Below are 19,602 nucleotides of genomic sequence, written 5' to 3' on the forward strand. Positions count from 1 at the left end.
GGATGAACTGGGACTGGATTTTATTTGATGCGGACGAAACGCTGTTTACCTTTGACGCGTTCGGCGGTTTGCAGCGCATGTTTCTCGATTACAGCGTGACCTTTACTGCAGATGATTTCCAGGAGTACCAGGCGGTAAACAAGCCGCTGTGGGTCGACTACCAGAACGGGGCGATTACCGCGCTGCAGCTGCAGCTCAGGCGTTTTGAGGACTGGGCCGGGCGGCTGAATGTGCCGTCAGCAGAGCTGAACGATGCCTTTTTATCCGCTATGGCCGAAATTTGCGCCCCTCTGCCTGGCGCGGTTTCTCTTCTGAATGCGCTGAAGGGCAAAGCGAAACTTGGCATCATCACCAACGGCTTTACCGCGCTCCAGCAGATCCGCCTTGAGCGCACCGGTCTGCGTGACTATTTCGATCTGCTGGTGATCTCCGAGCAGGTGGGGGTCGCCAAGCCAGACCGCCGTATTTTCGACTATACCTTTGAGCAGATGAAACAGCCGCCGCGCGACCGCGTTTTAATGGTTGGTGACACGGCAGAATCCGACATTCTTGGCGGTATCAACGCCGGGATAGCAACCTGCTGGCTGAACGCCCACGGGCGCACCGCGCCGGAAGGGATTGAACCGACCTGGCAGGTCACCTCGTTAAGTGAACTGGAGCAACTGCTGTGTAAGCCATGATTGTTGATTGTTAAACCCGCAATGATGGGTAAAATAGCCGCCAAATAACGTTCACTCGCCGCGTGGCTCAAGGCCGCGCGCACTTACAGAAGATGTAATTATGACTTTGTCTCCTTATTTGCAAGAGGTGGCTAAACGCCGCACTTTTGCCATTATCTCTCACCCGGATGCCGGTAAAACGACCATCACCGAAAAGGTGCTGCTGTTCGGACAGGCGATCCAGACCGCCGGGACGGTTAAAGGCCGTGGCTCAAGCCAGCACGCTAAATCCGACTGGATGGAGATGGAAAAACAGCGTGGGATCTCGATCACCACCTCGGTGATGCAGTTCCCGTATCGCGACAGCCTGGTCAACCTGCTGGATACCCCAGGGCACGAAGACTTCTCCGAAGATACCTACCGTACCCTGACCGCCGTTGACTGCTGCCTGATGGTTATCGATGCCGCGAAAGGCGTAGAAGATCGTACCCGTAAGCTGATGGAAGTTACCCGTCTGCGCGACACGCCGATCATCACCTTCATGAACAAACTGGACCGCGACATTCGCGATCCAATGGAAGTGCTGGATGAAGTTGAGCGCGAGCTGAAGATTGGCTGTGCGCCAATCACCTGGCCAATCGGCTGCGGCAAGCTGTTCAAAGGGGTTTACCATCTTTATAAAGATGAAACCTACCTCTACCAGACCGGTAAAGGCCACACGATCCAGGAAGTGCGCATCGTGAAAGGGCTGAACAGCCCGGAACTCGACGCGGCAGTAGGGGAAGATCTCGCTCAGCAGCTGCGTGACGAGCTGGAACTGGTGCAGGGCGCTTCCAACGAGTTCGATCATGAGCTGTTCCTGGCCGGTGAAATTACCCCGGTATTCTTCGGCACCGCGCTGGGTAACTTCGGCGTCGACCACATGCTGGATGGCCTGGTGGAGTGGGCGCCGGCTCCGATGCCGCGCAAAACCGACACGCGTCTGGTGGAAGCGGCGGACGAGAAGTTCACCGGATTTGTCTTTAAGATCCAGGCCAACATGGACCCGAAACACCGCGACCGCGTCGCCTTTATGCGCGTGGTGTCCGGTAAGTATGAGAAGGGCATGAAGCTACGCCAGGTGCGTATCGGCAAAGACGTCATTATTTCTGACGCGCTGACCTTTATGGCCGGGGATCGTTCTCACGTGGAAGAAGCTTATCCGGGCGATATCATCGGCCTGCACAACCACGGCACGATTCAGATCGGCGATACCTTTACCCAGGGCGAAATGATGAAGTTCACCGGTATTCCGAACTTCGCCCCGGAACTGTTCCGCCGCATTCGCCTGCGCGATCCGCTTAAGCAGAAGCAGTTGCTTAAAGGTCTGGTTCAGCTGTCTGAAGAAGGTGCGGTGCAGGTGTTCCGTCCTATTGCCAACAACGACCTTATTGTTGGTGCGGTTGGGGTTCTGCAGTTCGACGTGGTCGTCGCCCGTCTGAAGAGCGAATACAACGTGGAAGCGATTTACGAATCGGTCAACGTGGCGACGGCGCGTTGGGTTGAAGGGAATGACGTTAAGAAGTTTGAAGAATTCAAACGTAAAAACGAAGTTCAGTTGGCGCTGGATGGCGGCGATAACCTGACCTATATCGCCCCAACGATGGTAAACCTGAACATCACTCAGGAACGTTACCCTGACGTGACCTTCCGTAAAACGCGCGAGCACTAATTATCAGCCAGAGCACGGTGTTTGCCGTGCTCTTCCCACTTTCCCTGTCTTTTTAATCCCTTGCAGAATCCTCTTAATTTCCCGCGAATCCTGTGTCATTGCTGCTTTTTCCATCAACACGTCATGCACTTTTATGATTGTGATCTATATTTAACAAAGTGATGACAATTTTATTGGATGAAAGCTCCGGGAATTAATCATTTTCTGGTGTCTTGTTGGCGTTTCTCATGTCATCTCAATATTAATAGCTGATTTTTTTCAGCTTACGAGAAACGAGAAAGCTCAAATGATGAGCAAACCTACAGGAATTAATCGATGACTACGACTAAGATTTCAAAAACTCTGCTGGCGGTTGTGTTGGGCTCTGTACTGGCAAGCACCAGTGCCTTTGCGGAAGACACTCTGCTCAATAAAACGGAATCTACCGCTGATAGTGCAGGGAAAAAAATCGATAGCTCAATGACTAAAGTCGGTAATTTCATGGACGACAGCGGCATCACAGCGAAAGTCAAAGCAGCACTTGTTGACGATAAAAACATCAAAAGTACCGACATTTCGGTCAAAACCGACAATAAAGTGGTCACCCTGAGCGGTTTTGTTGAAAGTCAGGCGCAGGCGGAGCAGGCCGTTGCCACGGCGAAAAAAGTGGAAGGCGTGACCTCGGTGAGTGACAAGCTCCACGTTCGTGACGCGAAAACGCAGTCGGTGAAAGGCTATGCCGGTGATGCGGCCACGACCAGCGAGATCAAAGCGAAATTACTGGCCGACAGCATTGTGCCGTCGCGCCATATAAAAGTAGAAACCACTGACGGCGTGGTTCAGCTGTCCGGTGAGGTGAAGTCCGCCGCCCAGTCTGAGAAGGCAGAAAGCATTGCCAAAGCTGTTGAAGGCGTAAGAAGCGTTAAAAACGATCTGAAAGTGAAGTAAAGCAGCACCCGAAATGGCTTCCAGGGCTCGTGCCTGGAAGCGATAAGCACCACCTTTACACATTATCGCCTGCGGGTTAGCCATTCGGCGCCCGTGAAGAAGCGATAAGATTCACTATGGTTAAGGAGAGTCTATGTTTCGTTGGGGCATTATTTTTCTGGTTATTGCGTTGATCGCTGCGGCCCTGGGCTTCGGTGGTCTGGCCGGTACCGCTGCAGGTGCTGCAAAAATTGTCTTTATCGTCGGGATCATTCTGTTCCTGGTCAGCCTGTTTATGGGGCGCAGACGTCCTTAGCAACGCTCACTGAGTAACATGCCGATACAAAAGAAAAGCCAGTCCTGGTGACTGGCTTTATACTGGCGACAACCCTCTGTCGTTAGAAAAGAACTACCAGACGGCTCGTTAAAAAAAACAGGAAAATCAATTCATTGATTTTCAGCTGCTCACCATAAAGAGGGAAAAACCACGCTTTTTCCCTCTTTGTCAGCAACCTTAAGCCAGTCCTTGTGACTGGCTTTCGCCGTTTTACTTAGCGCGCTATGGGTATAGGGTAGAAATTCACAACAACAGAATTCAGGAAAGCAGGGTGGGAAATCGTATACCCGTTACGCTCGGCAATATTGCGCCGCTGGCGACTAAATCTTTTCGTCCTGGAAAGCTCGCTCTGATTTGTGAAGGGGGCGGGCAGCGCGGGATCTTTACGGCCGGGGTTCTGGATGAGTTTATGCGCGCGGAATTCAACCCCTTTGATCTGTTCCTTGGTACTTCAGCCGGGGCGCAGAATCTCTCCGCTTACGTTTGTAATCAGCCGGGATACGCGCGCCGCGTCATTACGCGGTTTACGACGACGAGGGATTTCTTTAATCCACTCCGCTTTGCGCGCGGAGGACATCTGATCGATCTCGACTGGCTGATTGAGTCGACCGCCGCCAGGCTGCCGCTGTCGATATCCAGCGCCGACCCGCTGTTTGAGCAGGGAAAAGAGTTCTTTATGTGTGCCTGCCGCAGTGATGACTATACGGCGAATTATTTTTCGCCGACCGCAGATACCTGGCTAAATTTGCTGAAAGCCTCCAGCGCCATTCCCGGTTTTTACCGCTCAGGCGTGGATATTGACGGCGTGAGCTACCAGGACGGCGGTATCAGTGATGCGGTACCGGTGCGGGAGGCGGTTAATCGCGGGGCGGAAACGCTGGTGGTCATTCGCACCGTGCCTTCACAGATGTACTACACGCCGCAATGGTTCAAACATATGGAGCGCTGGCTGGGCGAAAGCAGTCTGCAGCCGCTGTTGAACCTGGTACAGCACCACGAAGAAAGCTACCGTGAGATCCAAAACTTCATTGAGAAGCCGCCAGGTAAACTGAGAATCTTCGAGATTTATCCACCTAAAGCGCTATTAAGCAGCGCGCTCGGCAGCCGCCTGCCTTCGTTGACGGCGGATTATCAAACGGGGCGCTTGTGCGGGCGCTATTTCCTGGCCACCATTGGCAAACTGCTGGTGGCTAAGCCGCCGTTAAGACGCCATTTGCCGCGTATTAATACGCCAGGCCCGTTGGTCATCCCCCCGGCGGCGGCGGCAAATGAATCGCTGGTTAAACCGCTTAGCCCTGGCCTGCAGGCGAATGATGCGGCGTTTGATAATGAGGATCTTGCGTGAGTTTTACGTTCTACGACACCCATTGCCACTTTGATTTTCCCCCTTTCACCGGGGATGAAGAGCACAGCCTCGCGCTGGCCGCTGAAGCTGGGGTGCGTAAAATTATTGTGCCCTCAATAGAAGCAGAACGTTTCAATCGCGTACTCGCGCTGGCGCAGAGTTACCCTGCGCTTTATGCCGCTCTGGGCATGCATCCGATTGTGATTGAAAAGCACGATGAAACAGGGCTGGCCACGCTGGAAGATCTTTTGCGGCAAAAGCCGGAGAAGCTGATCGCGATCGGTGAGATTGGGCTGGATCTTTATCGTGAAGATCCGCAGCTCGACAGGCAGGAGTTTATCCTCGGTGAGCAGTTGAAGCTGGCGAAGCGTTACGATCTGCCGGTGCTGCTTCACTCCCGCCGTACTCACGACAAGCTGGCGCTGCACCTGAAGCGCCACAATTTGCCCAGAACCGGCGTGGTGCACGGTTTTGCCGGGAGCTTGCAGCAGGCGGAACGGTTTATTGCGATGGGCTATCGCATTGGTGTCGGCGGTACCATCACCTATCCGCGTGCCAGCAAAACCCGGGATGTGATGGCCCGGCTACCGCTTTCATCGCTGTTACTGGAAACCGATGCACCGGATATGCCGCTGAACGGCTGGCAGGGGCAGCCCAACCGCCCGGAACGTGCCGCAAAGGTCTTCGACGTGCTGTGTGAATTACGCCCGGAGCCCGCAGAAATCATTGCTAATACCTTGAAAAACAACGCAGACGAATTATTCGCTTTCTAATGAGTCACGCTCAAAGTGTGACGCTCATCACCATGCTATGTAAATTTTTCTATACATTTCGTCCTACACGTGATTGCTCCGGCACTTTTCTCGTCCCTGTGGTTATAATCCGCGCGCTAAAAAGGGGCTGCTAAAGCCCGAATCTTTCCAGTTGATACACAGGGATACTGTATGCAAATACTCATGGGATTGATCGGCATGGTGGCATTGCTGCTGATCGCCGTTTTACTGTCCAGCAACCGCAAGGCGATCAACCTGCGCACCGTCATTGGCGCGTGGCTTATCCAGATCGGTATCGGGGCGTTGATCCTTTACGTTCCGGTCGGGCGTAAGGTGCTGCTCGCGATGTCGGAAGGGGTGGCTAACGTCATCGCCTACGGCAACTCAGGGATTTCCTTCCTGTTTGGCGGGCTGGTTTCTGACAAAATGTTTGAAGTTTTTGGCGGCGGCGGCTTTATTTTCGCGCTGCGCGTTCTGCCGATTATCGTCTTCTTCTCCTCGCTTATCGCCGTGCTTTACTACCTCGGCGTGATGCAGTTAGTGATCCGGATTCTTGGCGGTGGCCTGCGTAAGGTACTGAAAACCTCGCGCACTGAATCCTTGTCGGCGACGGCGAATATTTTCGTTGGCCAAACCGAAGCGCCGCTGGTTGTGCGCCCTTATATCGCCACGATGACCCGATCTGAGCTGTTTGCCGTCATGTGCGGCGGTCTTGCTTCCGTGGCGGGTTCCGTGCTGGCGGGCTATGCGCAGATGGGCGTGCCGCTGGAATACCTGATTGCCGCGTCCTTTATGGCCGCGCCGGGCGGGCTACTGTTTGCCAAGATCATGCTGCCTGAAACGGAAACCCCGAACGACACGCCGGAGCTGGAGTCGATGAAAAACGACCCGGACCGCCCGGCTAACGTGCTGGATGCGGCGGCGTCTGGCGCAGCTTCCGGGATGCAGCTGGCGCTGAACGTCGGGGCGATGCTGCTGGCGTTTGTGGCGCTGATTGCCCTGCTGAACGGGATGCTGTCCGGCATCGGCGGCTGGTTCAACTATCCGCAGCTTTCGCTGGAGCTGATGCTCGGCTGGGTGTTTTCCCCGGTCGCCTGGTTGATTGGCGTGCCGTGGAGCGAGGCGACTGTCGCGGGCTCGTTTATCGGCCAGAAGCTGATCATCAACGAGTTCGTAGCCTACCTGAACTTTGGCGCTTACCTGAAGGATGATGCCGAAGTGGCTGCGGCGGGTCTGCAGGTGCTGTCCGGCCATACCAAAGCGATTATCTCCTTCGCGCTGTGCGGATTTGCTAACCTTTCTTCTATCGCCATTCTGATCGGTGGCCTGGGCAGCATGGCACCAAACCGTCGGCATGATGTGGCTCAGCTGGGCATGAAGGCCGTGGCGGCGGGGACGCTGTCTAACCTGATGAGTGCCACCATCGCCGGGCTTTTCCTGGCGCTGTAGCCTGCAATAAAAATGTTATAATAATAACATTCAGCGGTAACCGATGGCTGGCGCTCTGTCAGCCATTTTCTTGCTTCCTGGCGCAATTTAGCGCGTTATTTTGTTCCTTTAATCACATATACTCTATGAAAGCTTGCAATTCATGCTTTGGCTTTTGTGAGGCGAGACACAAAATTGCATCGGTGGTGGGTGTTAGAATTCTAACATTGCAACCGGCAATGTGCGGTGAGAAGGATCTCAACGTGAGGGTGACCCAGGTGACCACTCTTCTTCAAGGAACCAAGTCCGCTCCAACGTGTTGAGTTTCCAGGCCGGAGACTTATTTCCCTTTTGTTGGAGAGCGTTATGACCGATTTAACCCAAAGCAGCCTGCGTGCGCTGAAACTGATGGATCTGACTACCCTGAACGACGATGACACTAACGAGAAAGTCATCGCTCTGTGCCATCAGGCGAAAACCCCAGTCGGTAACACCGCTGCGATTTGTATCTACCCGCGCTTTATCCCAATTGCCCGTAAAACCCTGAAAGAGCAGGGCACTCCGGACATCCGCATTGCGACGGTGACCAACTTCCCACATGGTAACGACGATATCGACATCGCGCTGGCAGAAACTCGTGCCGCTATCGCTTACGGCGCGGACGAAGTGGACGTGGTATTCCCATACCGGGCGCTGATTGCCGGTAACGAGCAGGTAGGCTTCGACCTGGTGAAAGCGTGTAAAGACGCCTGTGCCAGCGCTAACGTCCTGCTGAAAGTGATCATCGAAACCGGCGAGCTGAAGACCGAAGAACTGATCCGCAAAGCGTCTGCTATTGCGATTAAAGCCGGGGCCGATTTTATCAAAACCTCGACTGGTAAAGTGCCGGTTAACGCTACTCCAGAAAGCGCTCGCATCATGATGGAAGTGATCCGCGATATGGGCGTGGAAAAAACCGTAGGCTTCAAACCAGCCGGTGGTGTTCGCTCTGCTGAAGATGCTGCGCAGTTCCTGGCTATCGCAGACGATCTGTTCGGTGCCGATTGGGCCGACTCCCGTCATTACCGCTTCGGGGCATCCAGCCTGTTAGCCAGCCTGCTGAAAGCGCTGGGCCATGGGGACGGTAAAAGCGCCAGCAGCTATTAATTACTCGTCATACTTCAAGCCGCAGGTGCGTTAGCTGCACTCCCTCACCCCAGTCACTTACTTCAGTAAGCTCCTGGGGATGAGCTCTTTTGCCGTGTGATTCGGTCCATTTGGATCTCACCCCAAGGGGCCAGTGCAAGCACTGTTCAAAACGCTAATCGTTTTGTCCTGCGACTCGAATTATCCAGAGTAATCTTTAATTGCGGCGGGTTTTCCGCCGCCTTTCACCCGCATTTCCCAGGGGGGTGCCGTGTTTCTCGCACAAGAAATTATTCGTAAAAAACGTGATGGCCTGGTACTGAGTGACGAAGAGATTCGCTTCTTTATCAATGGTATTCGCGACAACACCGTCTCTGAAGGGCAAATTGCTGCTCTGGCGATGACCATTTTCTTCCACGACATGACTATGCCGGAAAGGGTGTCGCTGACGATGGCGATGCGGGATTCAGGCACCGTACTGGACTGGAAAAGCCTTAACCTCAACGGCCCGATTGTAGACAAACACTCCACCGGCGGCGTGGGCGATGTCACTTCGCTGATGCTTGGCCCTGTGGTGGCGGCCTGCGGTGGCTATGTGCCGATGATTTCAGGCCGTGGCCTGGGGCACACCGGCGGGACGCTGGACAAGCTGGAGGCGATTCCGGGCTTCGATATCTTCCCGGATGATAACCGTTTCCGCGACATTATTAAGGACGTCGGCGTGGCCATCATCGGCCAGACCAGCTCGCTGGCACCGGCGGACAAACGTTTTTATGCCACCCGCGATATTACCGCGACGGTGGATTCCATCCCGCTTATCACAGCTTCCATTCTGGCAAAAAAACTGGCCGAAGGATTGGACGCGCTGGTGATGGACGTGAAAGTTGGCAGCGGTGCATTTATGCCGACTTACGAGCTGTCAGCCCAACTGGCAGAGGCTATTGTTGGCGTTTCTAACGGCGCAGGCGTGAAGACCACCGCACTGCTGACGGACATGAACCAGGTGCTGGCTTCCAGCGCGGGTAATGCCGTAGAGGTCCGTGAAGCGGTACAGTTCCTGACGGGTGAATATCGTAACCCGCGTCTGTTCGACGTCACGATGGCGCTGTGCGTGGAAATGCTGATTTCCGGCAAGCTTGCCAAAGACGATACGGAAGCACGTGCGAAACTGCAGGCAGTGCTGGACAACGGCAAAGCGGCCGAAGTGTTTGGCCGAATGGTTGCCGCGCAGAAAGGCCCGAGCGACTTCGTTGAAAATTATGCGAAGTACTTGCCAACGGCGATGCTGAGCAAGGCGGTGTATGCCGAAACGTCCGGATTTGTCTCGGCGATGGACACTCGCGCGCTGGGCATGGCGGTAGTGTCGATGGGCGGCGGTCGTCGCCAGGCTTCCGACACCATTGATTACAGCGTCGGCTTTACCGACATGGCGCGTCTGGGAGAATCTATCGACGGTGAACGTCCGCTGGCGGTGATCCACGCGAAAGACGAAGCCAGCTGGCAGGAAGCTGCGAAGGCGGTGAAAGCGGCAATCAGCATTGACGAAAAAGCACCGCAGGAAACACCAACGGTCTATCGCCGAATCACCGAATAACGGTATACTGATCTGATCCCTATTTTATAGAGCACAAGGTACGGAGAATAATATGAAACGTGCGTTTATTATGGTGCTGGACTCGTTCGGCATCGGTGCTACCGAAGACGCAGAGCGCTTCGGAGATGTCGGCTCTGATACCCTCGGTCACATCGCGGAGGCTTGCGCCAAAGGCGAAGCTGACAAAGGCCGTAAAGGCCCCCTGAACCTGCCTAACCTGACTCGTCTTGGGCTGGTCAAAGCTCATGAAGGCTCCACCGGCAAAGTGGCCGCAGGCATGGACGGTAAGGCAGAAGTTATCGGCGCTTACGGCTGGGCACACGAGCTTTCTTCCGGCAAAGACACCCCGTCTGGCCACTGGGAAATCGCTGGCGTGCCGGTTCTGTTTGACTGGGGCTATTTCAGCGATCACGAAAACAGCTTCCCGCAGGAGCTGCTGGACAAACTGGTCAAGCGTGCCAATCTGCCGGGCTACCTCGGCAACTGCCACTCTTCCGGGACCGTGATCCTGGACCAGCTGGGCGAAGAGCACATGAAAACCGGGAAACCGATTTTCTACACCTCTGCTGACTCCGTGTTCCAGATTGCCTGCCACGAAGAAACCTACGGTCTGGATAAGCTTTATGAGCTGTGCGAAATCGCGCGTGAAGAGCTGACCGAAGGCGGCTACAACATTGGCCGCGTTATCGCGCGTCCGTTTGTTGGCGATAAAGCTGGCAACTTCCAGCGTACCGGTAACCGTCACGACTTAGCGGTCGAGCCACCTGCCGCCACCGTGCTGCAGAAGCTGGTTGATGAGAAAAACGGCCAGGTTGTTTCCGTGGGTAAAATTGCGGACATCTACGCCAACTGCGGTATCACTAAAAAAGTGAAGGCAACCGGTCTGGATGCGCTGTTCGACGCAACCATCAAAGAGATGAAAGAAGCCGGCGACGACACCATCGTGTTCACCAACTTCGTAGACTTTGACTCTTCCTGGGGCCACCGTCGCGACGTCGCTGGCTACGCGGGCGGCCTTGAGCTGTTCGACCGCCGCCTGCCGGAGCTGATGGCGCTGCTGAAAGAGGACGATATTCTGATCCTCACCGCGGACCACGGCTGTGATCCGACCTGGCAAGGCACCGACCATACTCGCGAGCACATTCCGGTGCTGATCTACGGCCCGAAAGTGAAAGCCGGTTCCCTCGGCCACCGCGAAACCTTCGCGGATATCGGCCAGACGGTAGCGAAGTACTTCGGTCTTTCCGACATGGACTACGGCAAAAACATGCTGTGATCCCTTTGGGCGGGCGGTTGCCCGCCTGATTGCTAACTTTTTAAATCAAGGAATACACAATGGCTACGCCACACATTAACGCAGAAATGGGCGATTTCGCTGACGTAGTACTGATGCCGGGTGACCCGCTGCGCGCCAAGCACATCGCGGAAACTTTCCTGGAAGACGTGCGTGAAGTGAACAACGTGCGCGGCATGCTCGGTTTCACCGGAACTTACAAAGGCCGTAAGATCTCCGTTATGGGTCACGGCATGGGTATCCCATCCTGCTCCATCTACGCGAAAGAGCTGATCACCGACTTCGGCGTGAAGAAAATCATTCGCGTGGGTTCCTGCGGCGCGGTTCGTGCGGACGTTAAGCTGCGCGACGTGGTTATCGGTATGGGCGCGTGTACTGACTCTAAAGTTAACCGCCTGCGCTTCAAGGATCACGACTTCGCGGCTATCGCGGACTTCGATATGGTTCGCAACGCGGTTGATGCGGCAAAAGCGCTGGGCGTTGACGCTCGCGTGGGCAACATCTTCTCTGCAGACCTGTTCTATACGCCAGATCCGTCCATGTTCGACGTGATGGAAAAATACGGCATTCTGGGTGTGGAAATGGAAGCGGCCGGGATCTACGGCGTAGCGGCTGAGTTCGGTGCGAAAGCGCTGACCATCTGTACCGTGTCTGACCACATCCGTACTCACGAGCAGACCACCGCCGCTGAGCGTCAGACCACCTTCAACGACATGATCAAAATTGCTCTGGAATCCGTCCTGCTGGGCGACAAAGAGTAAATTTTTGTTCTCGTTTAAAAGGCGCCTTAGGGCGCCTTTTTTATGCCAGATATCTATTCATATGAGCGAGAGACTTCGGTGGCTCGCTTAACGAACGGCCTGAGCAATCCAGGCGGAAAGTTCCCGGAGTTCGGCTTCCTGTTCAGGGAAGCTGTAAATCAGCGTTTCACACTCCTGCTGCAGCAGAATGCTGCGGTACAGGCAGCCTTTTAGTCGTGCAGCCAACGCTTCAAGCGGGGCAGGGTTGAGGCTATCGGTGAAGACCTGCGCGCGGGTGATATGGCCTTTCTCGACGTCAAAATGCAGCTCAACGCCACCCCAGCTAAAGCGGTTGTCCAGCAGATGCGTAAAAGCTGGCGCCTGGCCAAAATTCCACTCCCAGCTGCTCTGGCGGGCAAAGGTTTCGGTAAAGCCTGGTAGGTCGGGGAGCGCTTCCGGGGAGATATGCTCGGCTTCTACATGCTCGCCGTAGTGAGTGAAAAACGCTGCCGTAATCGCGTCGGCTATCTGCTCGTGGGTCAGTCCTGGCTTGATGTCGCTGAGGTTGGCGACCCGGCTTCTTACGGAGGTAATGCCTTTGGCCTGGAGCTTTTTCGGATCGGGATTGAGGTAGTTTGCCAGGCGGCTCAGATCGGCATTCAGCAACAGGGTGCCGTGATGAAACCCGCGATCCAGGGTTTCCCGGTAGGCGGAACCGGAAATCTTGCGCGTACCTTCGGCGGTCTCGACCTCAAGATCGTTGCGCCCCGATGCGGTGGCTTTCAGACCAAGGCTCGCCAGCGCGTTCAGTACGATAGCCGTGGAAATACTCTTGTCATATTCCGGCTTGCCGGCCATAAACGTGAAGCAGGTGTTACCGAGGTCGTGGAACACTGCGCCACCGCCGCTGCTACGCCTTGCCAGCCGAACGTTGTCCTGCTCCATGCGCCCGGTATTGCACTCTTTCCACGGGTTCTGGGCGCGGCCAATGACTACCGTGTCCGCATTACGCCATAGAAACAGAACCCGCTGGGTGGCGGGCATCTGCCGAAAAATAGTCTCTTCAACGGCCAGGTTAAACCACGGGTCGTAAGAGTCAGAGATAAGCAAACGCAAAGTCGACATAACAAAGATCCTTGTCCCAGAATAAAGGCGTTATCTTACCATGCAGATGGCGCGGCAAATTTACCGCGGGAGCTTTACTTCGTTTCGTCTTCTTCCGTGACCTTGGTATTGGCGGTCAGCAGGAACGGCGATTGCTGCCAGCGGGTACGTTTGCCGTGCAGCAGCGTGCGGGTCAGCACAATACCGATCGCGACTGCAAGCAGCAGCATCAGGCGCAGAATATTGGTGGTGTTGTCCACCTGCTTGGCTTCGGTGGCAAGGGTATGGGTGTCCAGGGTAATGCGCAGGTAGCCGATAGGCCCGCTTTTATCGGAGATAGGTTCGACAATTTGCTGGTTGAAGTAGCTGCCGGCTTTTTGGCCATCCAGCGCCAGGCGGTCGCGAACCTCAATGTTTTCCCCCGCTCGCGCAATCTGGTCACCTTCGCTGTCGTACACGGCTGCGTCCAGAATACGGCTATCCTTAGTCAAAAGGTTAAGCACGGTGGAAATGCGCTTTTCATCCGGGTTCTCAGTTCTCATTACCGGTACCAGATTAAACGCGACCTGGCGGGAGAGGGTACGGGCCAGCTCCTCCAGTTGAACGTTTCGCGCCTGCTGGCTGCCCCGGCTGAACCAGGATGCGCCCTGCATTAGCGCTACCAAAAGTGCGAGGCAGAACAGCACAATCACTGCGCGGTGGAGCCGAAATTTAAATTTTACCCGAACCATGATGCACCTTTGGAAAATTGCGTACTTTAATGTTGCCAGAAGCAAGGCGGACAAGGTAGCCTCATGCGTTGTTTTTACCCGGATACCTTTCTGCCATTTCCCCTAATTTCGACAGCAAAAGGGTATGTTTACTTGATTCTGGAGCCGCAATGCCAAACAGTTTGACCTGGTGCGATTTGCCTAACGATGTTTCACTTTGGCCTGGGTTGCCGCTTTCCCTGAGCGGCGACGAAGTGATGCCGCTGGACTACCGCGCTGGCCGCAGTGGCTGGCTCCTGTACGGGCGTAATCTGGACAAACAATGCCTGACCAAATACCAGCGTAAGCTGGGCGCAGCGATGGTGATTGTGACCGCCTGGTGTGTGGAAGATTATCAGGTCATCCGTCTGGCTGGCTCTTTAACGCCGCGAGCCACCAAGCTTGCGCATGACGCCGGGCTGGACGTGGCACCTCTGGGTAAAATCCCACATTTAAAAACGCCGGGCCTGCTGGTCATGGACATGGACTCCACCGCTATTCAGATCGAGTGCATCGACGAGATTGCCAAGCTGGCGGGAACGGGGGAAATGGTGGCTGAAGTCACCGAGCGCGCAATGCGTGGCGAACTGGACTTTACCGCCAGTCTGCGCCAGCGCGTGGCAACCCTGAAGGGCGCGGATGCCAATATTTTGCGCCAGGTACGCGACGAGCTGCCGCTGATGCCGGGGCTAAAGTCTCTGGTACACAATCTCGATACGCTGGGCTGGAAAGTTGCGATTGCCTCTGGCGGATTTACCTTCTTTGCTGAATACCTGCGCGACACATTAAATCTGACGGCGGTCGTCGCCAATGAACTCGAGATTTGCGACGGCAAGCTGACCGGCGAAGTGCTGGGGCAGATTGTGGACGCAAAGTTCAAAGCGACCACTCTGAAGCGTTTGGCCGAAAAATATGAAATCCCTGCCGCACAGACTGTTGCGATTGGCGACGGGGCCAATGATTTACCCATGATCCACGCCGCAGGCCTGGGAATTGCCTATCATGCTAAACCGAAGGTGATTGAGAAGAGCGAAGTCAGTATCCGCCATGCGGATCTGATGGGCGTGTTCTGCATCCTTTCCGGCAGCCTGATTCAGGAAGAACGTTAACAAGAGGTATAAAGGTGGCGAAAGCTCCAAAACGCGCATTTGTTTGTAACGAGTGTGGTGCGGATTACCCGCGCTGGCAGGGGCAGTGCAGCGCTTGCCACGCGTGGAATACCATTACCGAAGTGCGCATCGCCGCTTCTCCACAAGTTGCCCGCAACGAACGCCTTTCTGGCTATGCCGGGAGCGCGGGCGTCAGCCGGGTGCAAAAGCTTTCGGACATCAGCCTGGAAGAACTGCCGCGCTTCTCCACCGGTTTTAAAGAGTTCGACCGGGTGCTGGGCGGCGGCGTAGTGCCGGGCAGCGCCATTCTGATCGGTGGTAACCCAGGTGCAGGGAAATCAACGCTGCTGCTGCAAACGCTCTGTAAGCTGAGCGAGCAGATGAAAACCCTGTACGTCACCGGCGAAGAGTCGCTTCAGCAGGTGGCGATGCGCGCCCACCGTTTAGGCCTGCCGACGCAAAACCTCAATATGCTGTCGGAAACCAGCATCGAACAGATCTGTATGATCGCCGAGGAAGAACAGCCGAAGCTGATGGTGATCGACTCGATCCAGGTCATGCACATGGCGGATGTGCAGTCTTCGCCGGGCAGCGTGGCCCAGGTGCGTGAAACCGCAGCCTACCTGACGCGCTTTGCAAAGACGAAAGGTGTGGCGATCGTGATGGTCGGGCATGTCACGAAAGACGGTTCTCTGGCGGGGCCAAAAGTCCTCGAACACTGTATCGACTGTTCAGTCATGCTAGACGGCGATGCTGATTCCCGCTTCCGTACTCTGCGCAGCCATAAAAACCGCTTTGGGGCTGTAAACGAGCTGGGTGTATTCGCGATGACCGAGCAGGGTCTGCGTGAAGTCAGCAACCCGTCGGCCATTTTCCTCAGCCGGGGCGATGAAGTGACGCCTGGCAGTTCGGTGATGGTGGTTTGGGAAGGAACGCGCCCGCTGCTGGTTGAGATCCAGGCGCTGGTGGATCAGTCGATGATGTCCAACCCTCGCCGCGTGGCCGTTGGCCTGGAGCAAAACCGACTGGCGATTTTGCTGGCCGTGCTGCACCGTCACGGCGGCCTGCAAATGGCCGATCAGGACGTGTTTGTGAACGTGGTGGGTGGGGTAAAAGTGACTGAAACCAGCGCCGATCTGGCATTGCTGCTGGCGATGGTGTCCAGCCTGCGCGACAGAGCCTTGCCGCAGGATTTAGTGGTATTTGGTGAAGTCGGGCTGGCGGGTGAAATCCGCCCGGTACCCAGCGGCCAGGAGCGTATTTCCGAAGCCGCCAAACACGGCTTTAAGCGCGCGATTGTGCCGCAGGCCAACGTACCGAAAAAAATTCCTGAAGGGATGCAGGTCTTCGGCGTGAAAAAACTTGCTGATGCGCTTTCTGTATTCGACGACTTATAATTGAGTAATTTGCGGGAACCGTTCCCGCTCCGGCAGGAGGCAGCGCGTGTCGTCATTCGACTATATTAAAACGGCTATTCGTCAGCAGGGCTGTACCTTACAGCAGGTTGCGGATGCCAGCGGCATGACTAAAGGCTACCTGAGCCAGTTACTGAACGCGAAAATCAAAAGTCCCAGCGCGCAAAAACTGGAGGCGCTGCACCGCTTCCTTGGGCTGGAATTCCCGCGTCGTGAAAAGAAAGTCGGCGTGGTGTTCGGCAAGTTTTATCCGCTGCATACCGGGCATATCTATTTGATCCAGCGAGCCTGTAGCCAGGTGGACGAGCTGCATATCATCATGGGCTACGATGAGCCCCGCGACCGCGCGCTGTTTGACGATAGCGCGATGTCCCAGCAGCCAACCACCGGCGACCGCCTGCGCTGGTTGCTGCAAACGTTTAAATACCAGAAGAATATCCGCATTCACTCCTTTAACGAGGAGGGGATGGAGCCTTATCCCCACGGCTGGGACGTCTGGAGCCGCGGAATTAAAGCGTTTATGGACAGCAAAGGTATTTCGCCAGACCGGATCTACACCTCCGAAGAAGGGGATGCCGCGAAGTTTACCGAACATCTCGGGATCGAAACGGTGGTGGTCGATCCTAAGCGTACCTTTATGAATATCAGCGGCACGCAAATCCGTGAAAACCCGTTCCGCTACTGGGAATACATTCCTACCGAGGTAAAGCCGTTCTTCGTGCGCACGGTGGCGATCCTCGGCGGTGAGTCGAGCGGGAAATCGTGGATGGTGAACAAGCTCGCCAACATCTTCAATACCACCAGTGCCTGGGAATACGGGCGGGATTACGTCTTCTCGCACCTTGGCGGTGACGAAATGGCGCTGCAATATTCGGACTACGATAAAATTGCCATCGGCCATGCACAGTACGTCGACTTTGCGGTGAAGTACGCCAATAAAGTGGCATTTATCGACACCGACTTTGTGACCACTCAGGCCTTCTGCAAGAAGTATGAAGGCCGCGAGCACCCGTTTGTACAGGCGCTGATCGACGAATACCGCTTTGACCTGGTTATTCTGCTGGAAAACAATACGCCGTGGGTGGCCGACGGTTTACGCAGTCTCGGCAGCGATGTGGACAGAAAATCGTTCCAGAACCTGCTGGTGGAGATGCTCAAAGAGAACAACATCGAGTTTGTTCACGTCGAAGAGTCTGACTATGACTCGCGCTTCCTGCGCTGTGTGGATCTGGTGAAAGAGATGATGGGCGAGCAGCGGTAAAGCGTACGCTGGCCCTCACCCTAACCCTCTCCCGGAGGGAGAGGGAAGAAACAAAATTACCTGTCGTTTTTTCTCCCTCGCCCCTTTGGGGAGAGGGCCGGGGTGAGGGGAAAAGAACTCGCCATAAAAAAGGCACCGTGAAGGTGCCTTTTGCATTTACTTGGTTACGCGCTTGTACTTGATGCGTTTTGGCTCCAGGGCATCGGAGCCGAGGGTACGCTTCTTGTACTCTTCGTATTCGGTGAAGTTACCTTCGAAGAATTCGACTTTACCTTCATCCTGGTAATCCAGAATGTGGGTAGCGATACGGTCCAGGAACCAGCGGTCGTGCGAGATAACCATCGCGCAGCCCGGGAATTCCAGCAGGGCGTTTTCCAGCGCGCGCAGGGTTTCGATATCCAGGTCGTTGGTTGGTTCATCGAGCAGCAGAACGTTACCGCCAACCTGCAGCAGTTTCGCCAGATGCAGACGACCACGCTCACCGCCAGACAACTCGCCCACGCGTTTGCCCTGGTCGACGCCTTTGAAGTTAAAGCGGCCGACGTAGGCGCGGCTTGGCATCTCGGTGTTACCGATACGCATAATGTCCTGGCCGCCGGAGACTTCTTCCCACACGGTTTTGCTGTTGTCCATGGCGTCACGGAACTGGTCAACGGAAGCCAGTTTCACGGTCTCACCGAGGGTGATAGAGCCGCTGTCAGGCTGTTCCTGACCGGACATCATGCGGAACAGGGTGGATTTACCCGCGCCGTTCGGACCGATGATGCCGACGATGGCGCCTTTCGGTACGGAGAAGCTCAGATCATCAATCAGCAGGCGGTCGCCGTAAGATTTACGCAGGTTGTTAACTTCCACCACTTTATCCCCCAGGCGTGCGCCAGGTGGAATAAACAGTTCGTTGGTTTCGTTACGTTTCTGGTATTCGGTGTTGTTCAGCTCTTCGAAGCGTGCCAGACGGGCTTTGCCCTTAGACTGACGGCCTTTAGCGCCCTGACGAACCCACTCCAGCTCTTTCTCAATGGATTTACGGCGAGCCGCTTCCGTTGAGGCTTCCTGCGCCAGGCGTTGATCTTTCTGCTCCAGCCAGGAGGAGTAGTTGCCTTCCCATGGAATACCTTCCCCACGGTCAAGTTCGAGGATCCAACCGGCGACGTTATCGAGGAAGTAACGGTCGTGGGTGATCGCCACCACGGTGCCTTCGAAGTCGTGCAGGAAGCGCTCCAGCCATGCCACGGATTCTGCATCCAGGTGGTTAGTTGGTTCGTCGAGCAGCAGCATGTCTGGTTTTTCCAGCAGCAGGCGGCACAGTGCAACACGGCGACGTTCACCCCCGGACAGCTTCTCGATTTTTGCATCCCAGTCCGGCAGGCGCAGGGCATCAGCGGCACGCTCCAGCTGCACGTTCAGGTTATGACCGTCGTGCGCCTGAATGATTTCTTCATACTTGCCTTGCTGCGCGGCCAGCTTATCGAAGTCCGCGTCCGGCTCGGCGTATTTGGCGTAGACTTCGTCCAGGCCTTTCAGCGCGTTAACCACTTCAGAAACCGCTTCTTCTACGGACTCGCGTACGGTGTGTTCCGGGTTCAGCTTAGGTTCCTGCGGCAGGTAGCCGATCTTGATGCCAGGCTGAGGACGGGCTTCACCTTCGATATCGGTATCGATGCCGGCCATGATGCGCAGCAGGGTGGATTTACCGGCACCGTTCAGACCCAGTACGCCGATTTTGGCGCCAGGGAAGAAGCTGAGCGAAATATTTTTCAGAATATGTCGTTTCGGCGGGACAACTTTGCCGACACGATGCATGGTATAAACGAATTGAGCCACAGTGCGACTTTGCCTCTTTTATCGTGATGTAAGATGGTACTTAACAAAGGCGAAGTGTAGCGGTTTTCACGGTCTAATCCCAGCGGGGTATCGTGCTTCTGCCGGGCAGGGCGCCTTTATACGTTTCATGACCAAAATATCCCTTCCGGACGTGGCGTATTGCGTCTCCCCTGGTTAGCATGAATGCATTCGCTTATTGCAGCGCAGGCATGATGCCGTCAGGAAAAT

At 55.3% G+C, this 19,602-nt stretch carries 17 protein-coding genes; 14 read left to right on the forward strand and 3 right to left on the reverse strand.

Going from position 1 to position 19,602, the window contains the following annotated elements; translation table 11 throughout:
* The first annotated feature begins 2 nt into the window (after positions 1-2).
* From yjjG to deoD, 11 genes are all read left to right on the forward strand, one after another.
* Positions 3-680 (forward strand): pyrimidine 5'-nucleotidase, encoded by a 678-nt coding sequence (gene yjjG / locus B9Y90_RS12115; RefSeq protein WP_039290052.1) that lies wholly within the window; start codon positions 3-5, stop codon positions 678-680.
* 100 nt (positions 681-780) lie between these two features.
* On the forward strand, positions 781-2,370 hold the full coding sequence (prfC, locus tag B9Y90_RS12120; RefSeq protein WP_039290055.1) for a peptide chain release factor 3: 1,590 nt from the start codon (positions 781-783) through the stop codon (positions 2,368-2,370).
* A gap of 315 nt (positions 2,371-2,685) precedes the next feature.
* Positions 2,686-3,297 (forward strand): molecular chaperone OsmY, encoded by a 612-nt coding sequence (osmY, locus tag B9Y90_RS12125; protein ID WP_085541367.1) that lies wholly within the window; start codon positions 2,686-2,688, stop codon positions 3,295-3,297.
* Between the two features lie 133 nt (positions 3,298-3,430).
* Complete coding sequence (locus B9Y90_RS12130) at positions 3,431-3,592, forward strand: DUF1328 domain-containing protein (protein ID WP_007373037.1); 162 nt, start codon at positions 3,431-3,433, stop codon at positions 3,590-3,592.
* A gap of 292 nt (positions 3,593-3,884) precedes the next feature.
* Positions 3,885-4,958, forward strand: a complete 1,074-nt coding sequence (locus tag B9Y90_RS12135; protein ID WP_085541368.1) for a patatin-like phospholipase family protein — start codon at positions 3,885-3,887, stop codon at positions 4,956-4,958.
* Positions 4,955-5,731: a TatD family hydrolase gene (locus B9Y90_RS12140; protein WP_085541369.1), complete on the forward strand. Its 777-nt coding sequence runs from the start codon at positions 4,955-4,957 to the stop codon at positions 5,729-5,731. The genes B9Y90_RS12135 and B9Y90_RS12140 overlap by 4 nt, the downstream gene beginning before the upstream one ends.
* Positions 5,732-5,902: 171 nt before the next feature.
* On the forward strand, positions 5,903-7,180 hold the full coding sequence (locus tag B9Y90_RS12145; RefSeq protein WP_085541370.1) for a NupC/NupG family nucleoside CNT transporter: 1,278 nt from the start codon (positions 5,903-5,905) through the stop codon (positions 7,178-7,180).
* Between the two features lie 345 nt (positions 7,181-7,525).
* Complete coding sequence (deoC, locus tag B9Y90_RS12150; RefSeq protein ID WP_039290078.1) at positions 7,526-8,305, forward strand: deoxyribose-phosphate aldolase; 780 nt, start codon at positions 7,526-7,528, stop codon at positions 8,303-8,305.
* 250 nt (positions 8,306-8,555) lie between these two features.
* The gene (gene deoA, locus B9Y90_RS12155) at positions 8,556-9,878 is read left to right on the forward strand and encodes a thymidine phosphorylase (RefSeq protein WP_085541371.1); all 1,323 of its coding nucleotides are present in this window, start codon (positions 8,556-8,558) and stop codon (positions 9,876-9,878) included.
* A 52-nt stretch (positions 9,879-9,930) separates the two neighbouring features.
* Positions 9,931-11,154, forward strand: a complete 1,224-nt coding sequence (gene deoB / locus B9Y90_RS12160) for a phosphopentomutase (RefSeq protein WP_085541372.1) — start codon at positions 9,931-9,933, stop codon at positions 11,152-11,154.
* A 59-nt stretch (positions 11,155-11,213) separates the two neighbouring features.
* On the forward strand, positions 11,214-11,933 hold the full coding sequence (deoD, locus tag B9Y90_RS12165; RefSeq protein ID WP_008460099.1) for a purine-nucleoside phosphorylase: 720 nt from the start codon (positions 11,214-11,216) through the stop codon (positions 11,931-11,933).
* A gap of 87 nt (positions 11,934-12,020) precedes the next feature.
* Here deoD and lplA read toward each other — a convergent pair whose 3' ends face one another.
* Positions 12,021-13,037, reverse strand: coding sequence for a lipoate--protein ligase LplA (lplA, locus tag B9Y90_RS12170; RefSeq protein ID WP_085541373.1), 1,017 nt, complete (start codon positions 13,035-13,037; stop codon positions 12,021-12,023).
* A 74-nt stretch (positions 13,038-13,111) separates the two neighbouring features.
* Positions 13,112-13,747 carry a YtjB family periplasmic protein gene (locus tag B9Y90_RS12175; RefSeq protein ID WP_039290089.1) on the reverse strand — a complete coding sequence of 212 codons (636 nt, stop codon included), beginning with the start codon at positions 13,745-13,747 and terminating at the stop codon, positions 13,112-13,114.
* Between the two features lie 149 nt (positions 13,748-13,896).
* Here B9Y90_RS12175 and serB point away from each other — a divergent pair, with 149 nt between their 5' ends.
* The 3 genes from serB to nadR are packed head-to-tail and all read left to right on the forward strand — an operon-like array spanning position 13,897 to position 17,550.
* Positions 13,897-14,874, forward strand: a complete 978-nt coding sequence (gene serB, locus B9Y90_RS12180) for a phosphoserine phosphatase (protein WP_039290090.1) — start codon at positions 13,897-13,899, stop codon at positions 14,872-14,874.
* A 14-nt stretch (positions 14,875-14,888) separates the two neighbouring features.
* Positions 14,889-16,271: a DNA repair protein RadA gene (gene radA, locus B9Y90_RS12185; RefSeq protein ID WP_008460107.1), complete on the forward strand. Its 1,383-nt coding sequence runs from the start codon at positions 14,889-14,891 to the stop codon at positions 16,269-16,271.
* Positions 16,272-16,317: 46 nt separating this feature from the next.
* Positions 16,318-17,550 (forward strand): multifunctional transcriptional regulator/nicotinamide-nucleotide adenylyltransferase/ribosylnicotinamide kinase NadR, encoded by a 1,233-nt coding sequence (nadR, locus tag B9Y90_RS12190; RefSeq protein WP_039290095.1) that lies wholly within the window; start codon positions 16,318-16,320, stop codon positions 17,548-17,550.
* Between the two features lie 156 nt (positions 17,551-17,706).
* On the opposite strand, the gene ettA is transcribed toward nadR, so the two are convergent.
* Positions 17,707-19,374 (reverse strand): energy-dependent translational throttle protein EttA, encoded by a 1,668-nt coding sequence (ettA, locus tag B9Y90_RS12195; RefSeq protein WP_008460109.1) that lies wholly within the window; start codon positions 19,372-19,374, stop codon positions 17,707-17,709.
* Positions 19,375-19,602: the final 228 nt, after the last annotated feature.

This window comes from Cedecea sp. NFIX57, assembly GCF_900177785.1.
Taxonomy (GTDB): domain Bacteria; phylum Pseudomonadota; class Gammaproteobacteria; order Enterobacterales; family Enterobacteriaceae; genus Cedecea; species Cedecea neteri_C.

Coding starts and splice junctions, on each gene's coding strand:
- yjjG (WP_039290052.1), top strand. CDS start 3: ATGAACTGGGACTGGATTTTATTTGATGCGGACGAAACGCTGTTTACC.
- prfC (WP_039290055.1), top strand. CDS start 781: ATGACTTTGTCTCCTTATTTGCAAGAGGTGGCTAAACGCCGCACTTTT.
- osmY (WP_085541367.1), top strand. CDS start 2,686: ATGACTACGACTAAGATTTCAAAAACTCTGCTGGCGGTTGTGTTGGGC.
- B9Y90_RS12130 (WP_007373037.1), top strand. CDS start 3,431: ATGTTTCGTTGGGGCATTATTTTTCTGGTTATTGCGTTGATCGCTGCG.
- B9Y90_RS12145 (WP_085541370.1), top strand. CDS start 5,903: ATGCAAATACTCATGGGATTGATCGGCATGGTGGCATTGCTGCTGATC.
- deoC (WP_039290078.1), top strand. CDS start 7,526: ATGACCGATTTAACCCAAAGCAGCCTGCGTGCGCTGAAACTGATGGAT.
- deoB (WP_085541372.1), top strand. CDS start 9,931: ATGAAACGTGCGTTTATTATGGTGCTGGACTCGTTCGGCATCGGTGCT.
- deoD (WP_008460099.1), top strand. CDS start 11,214: ATGGCTACGCCACACATTAACGCAGAAATGGGCGATTTCGCTGACGTA.
- lplA (WP_085541373.1), bottom strand. CDS start 13,037: ATGTCGACTTTGCGTTTGCTTATCTCTGACTCTTACGACCCGTGGTTT.
- B9Y90_RS12175 (WP_039290089.1), bottom strand. CDS start 13,747: ATGGTTCGGGTAAAATTTAAATTTCGGCTCCACCGCGCAGTGATTGTG.
- serB (WP_039290090.1), top strand. CDS start 13,897: ATGCCAAACAGTTTGACCTGGTGCGATTTGCCTAACGATGTTTCACTT.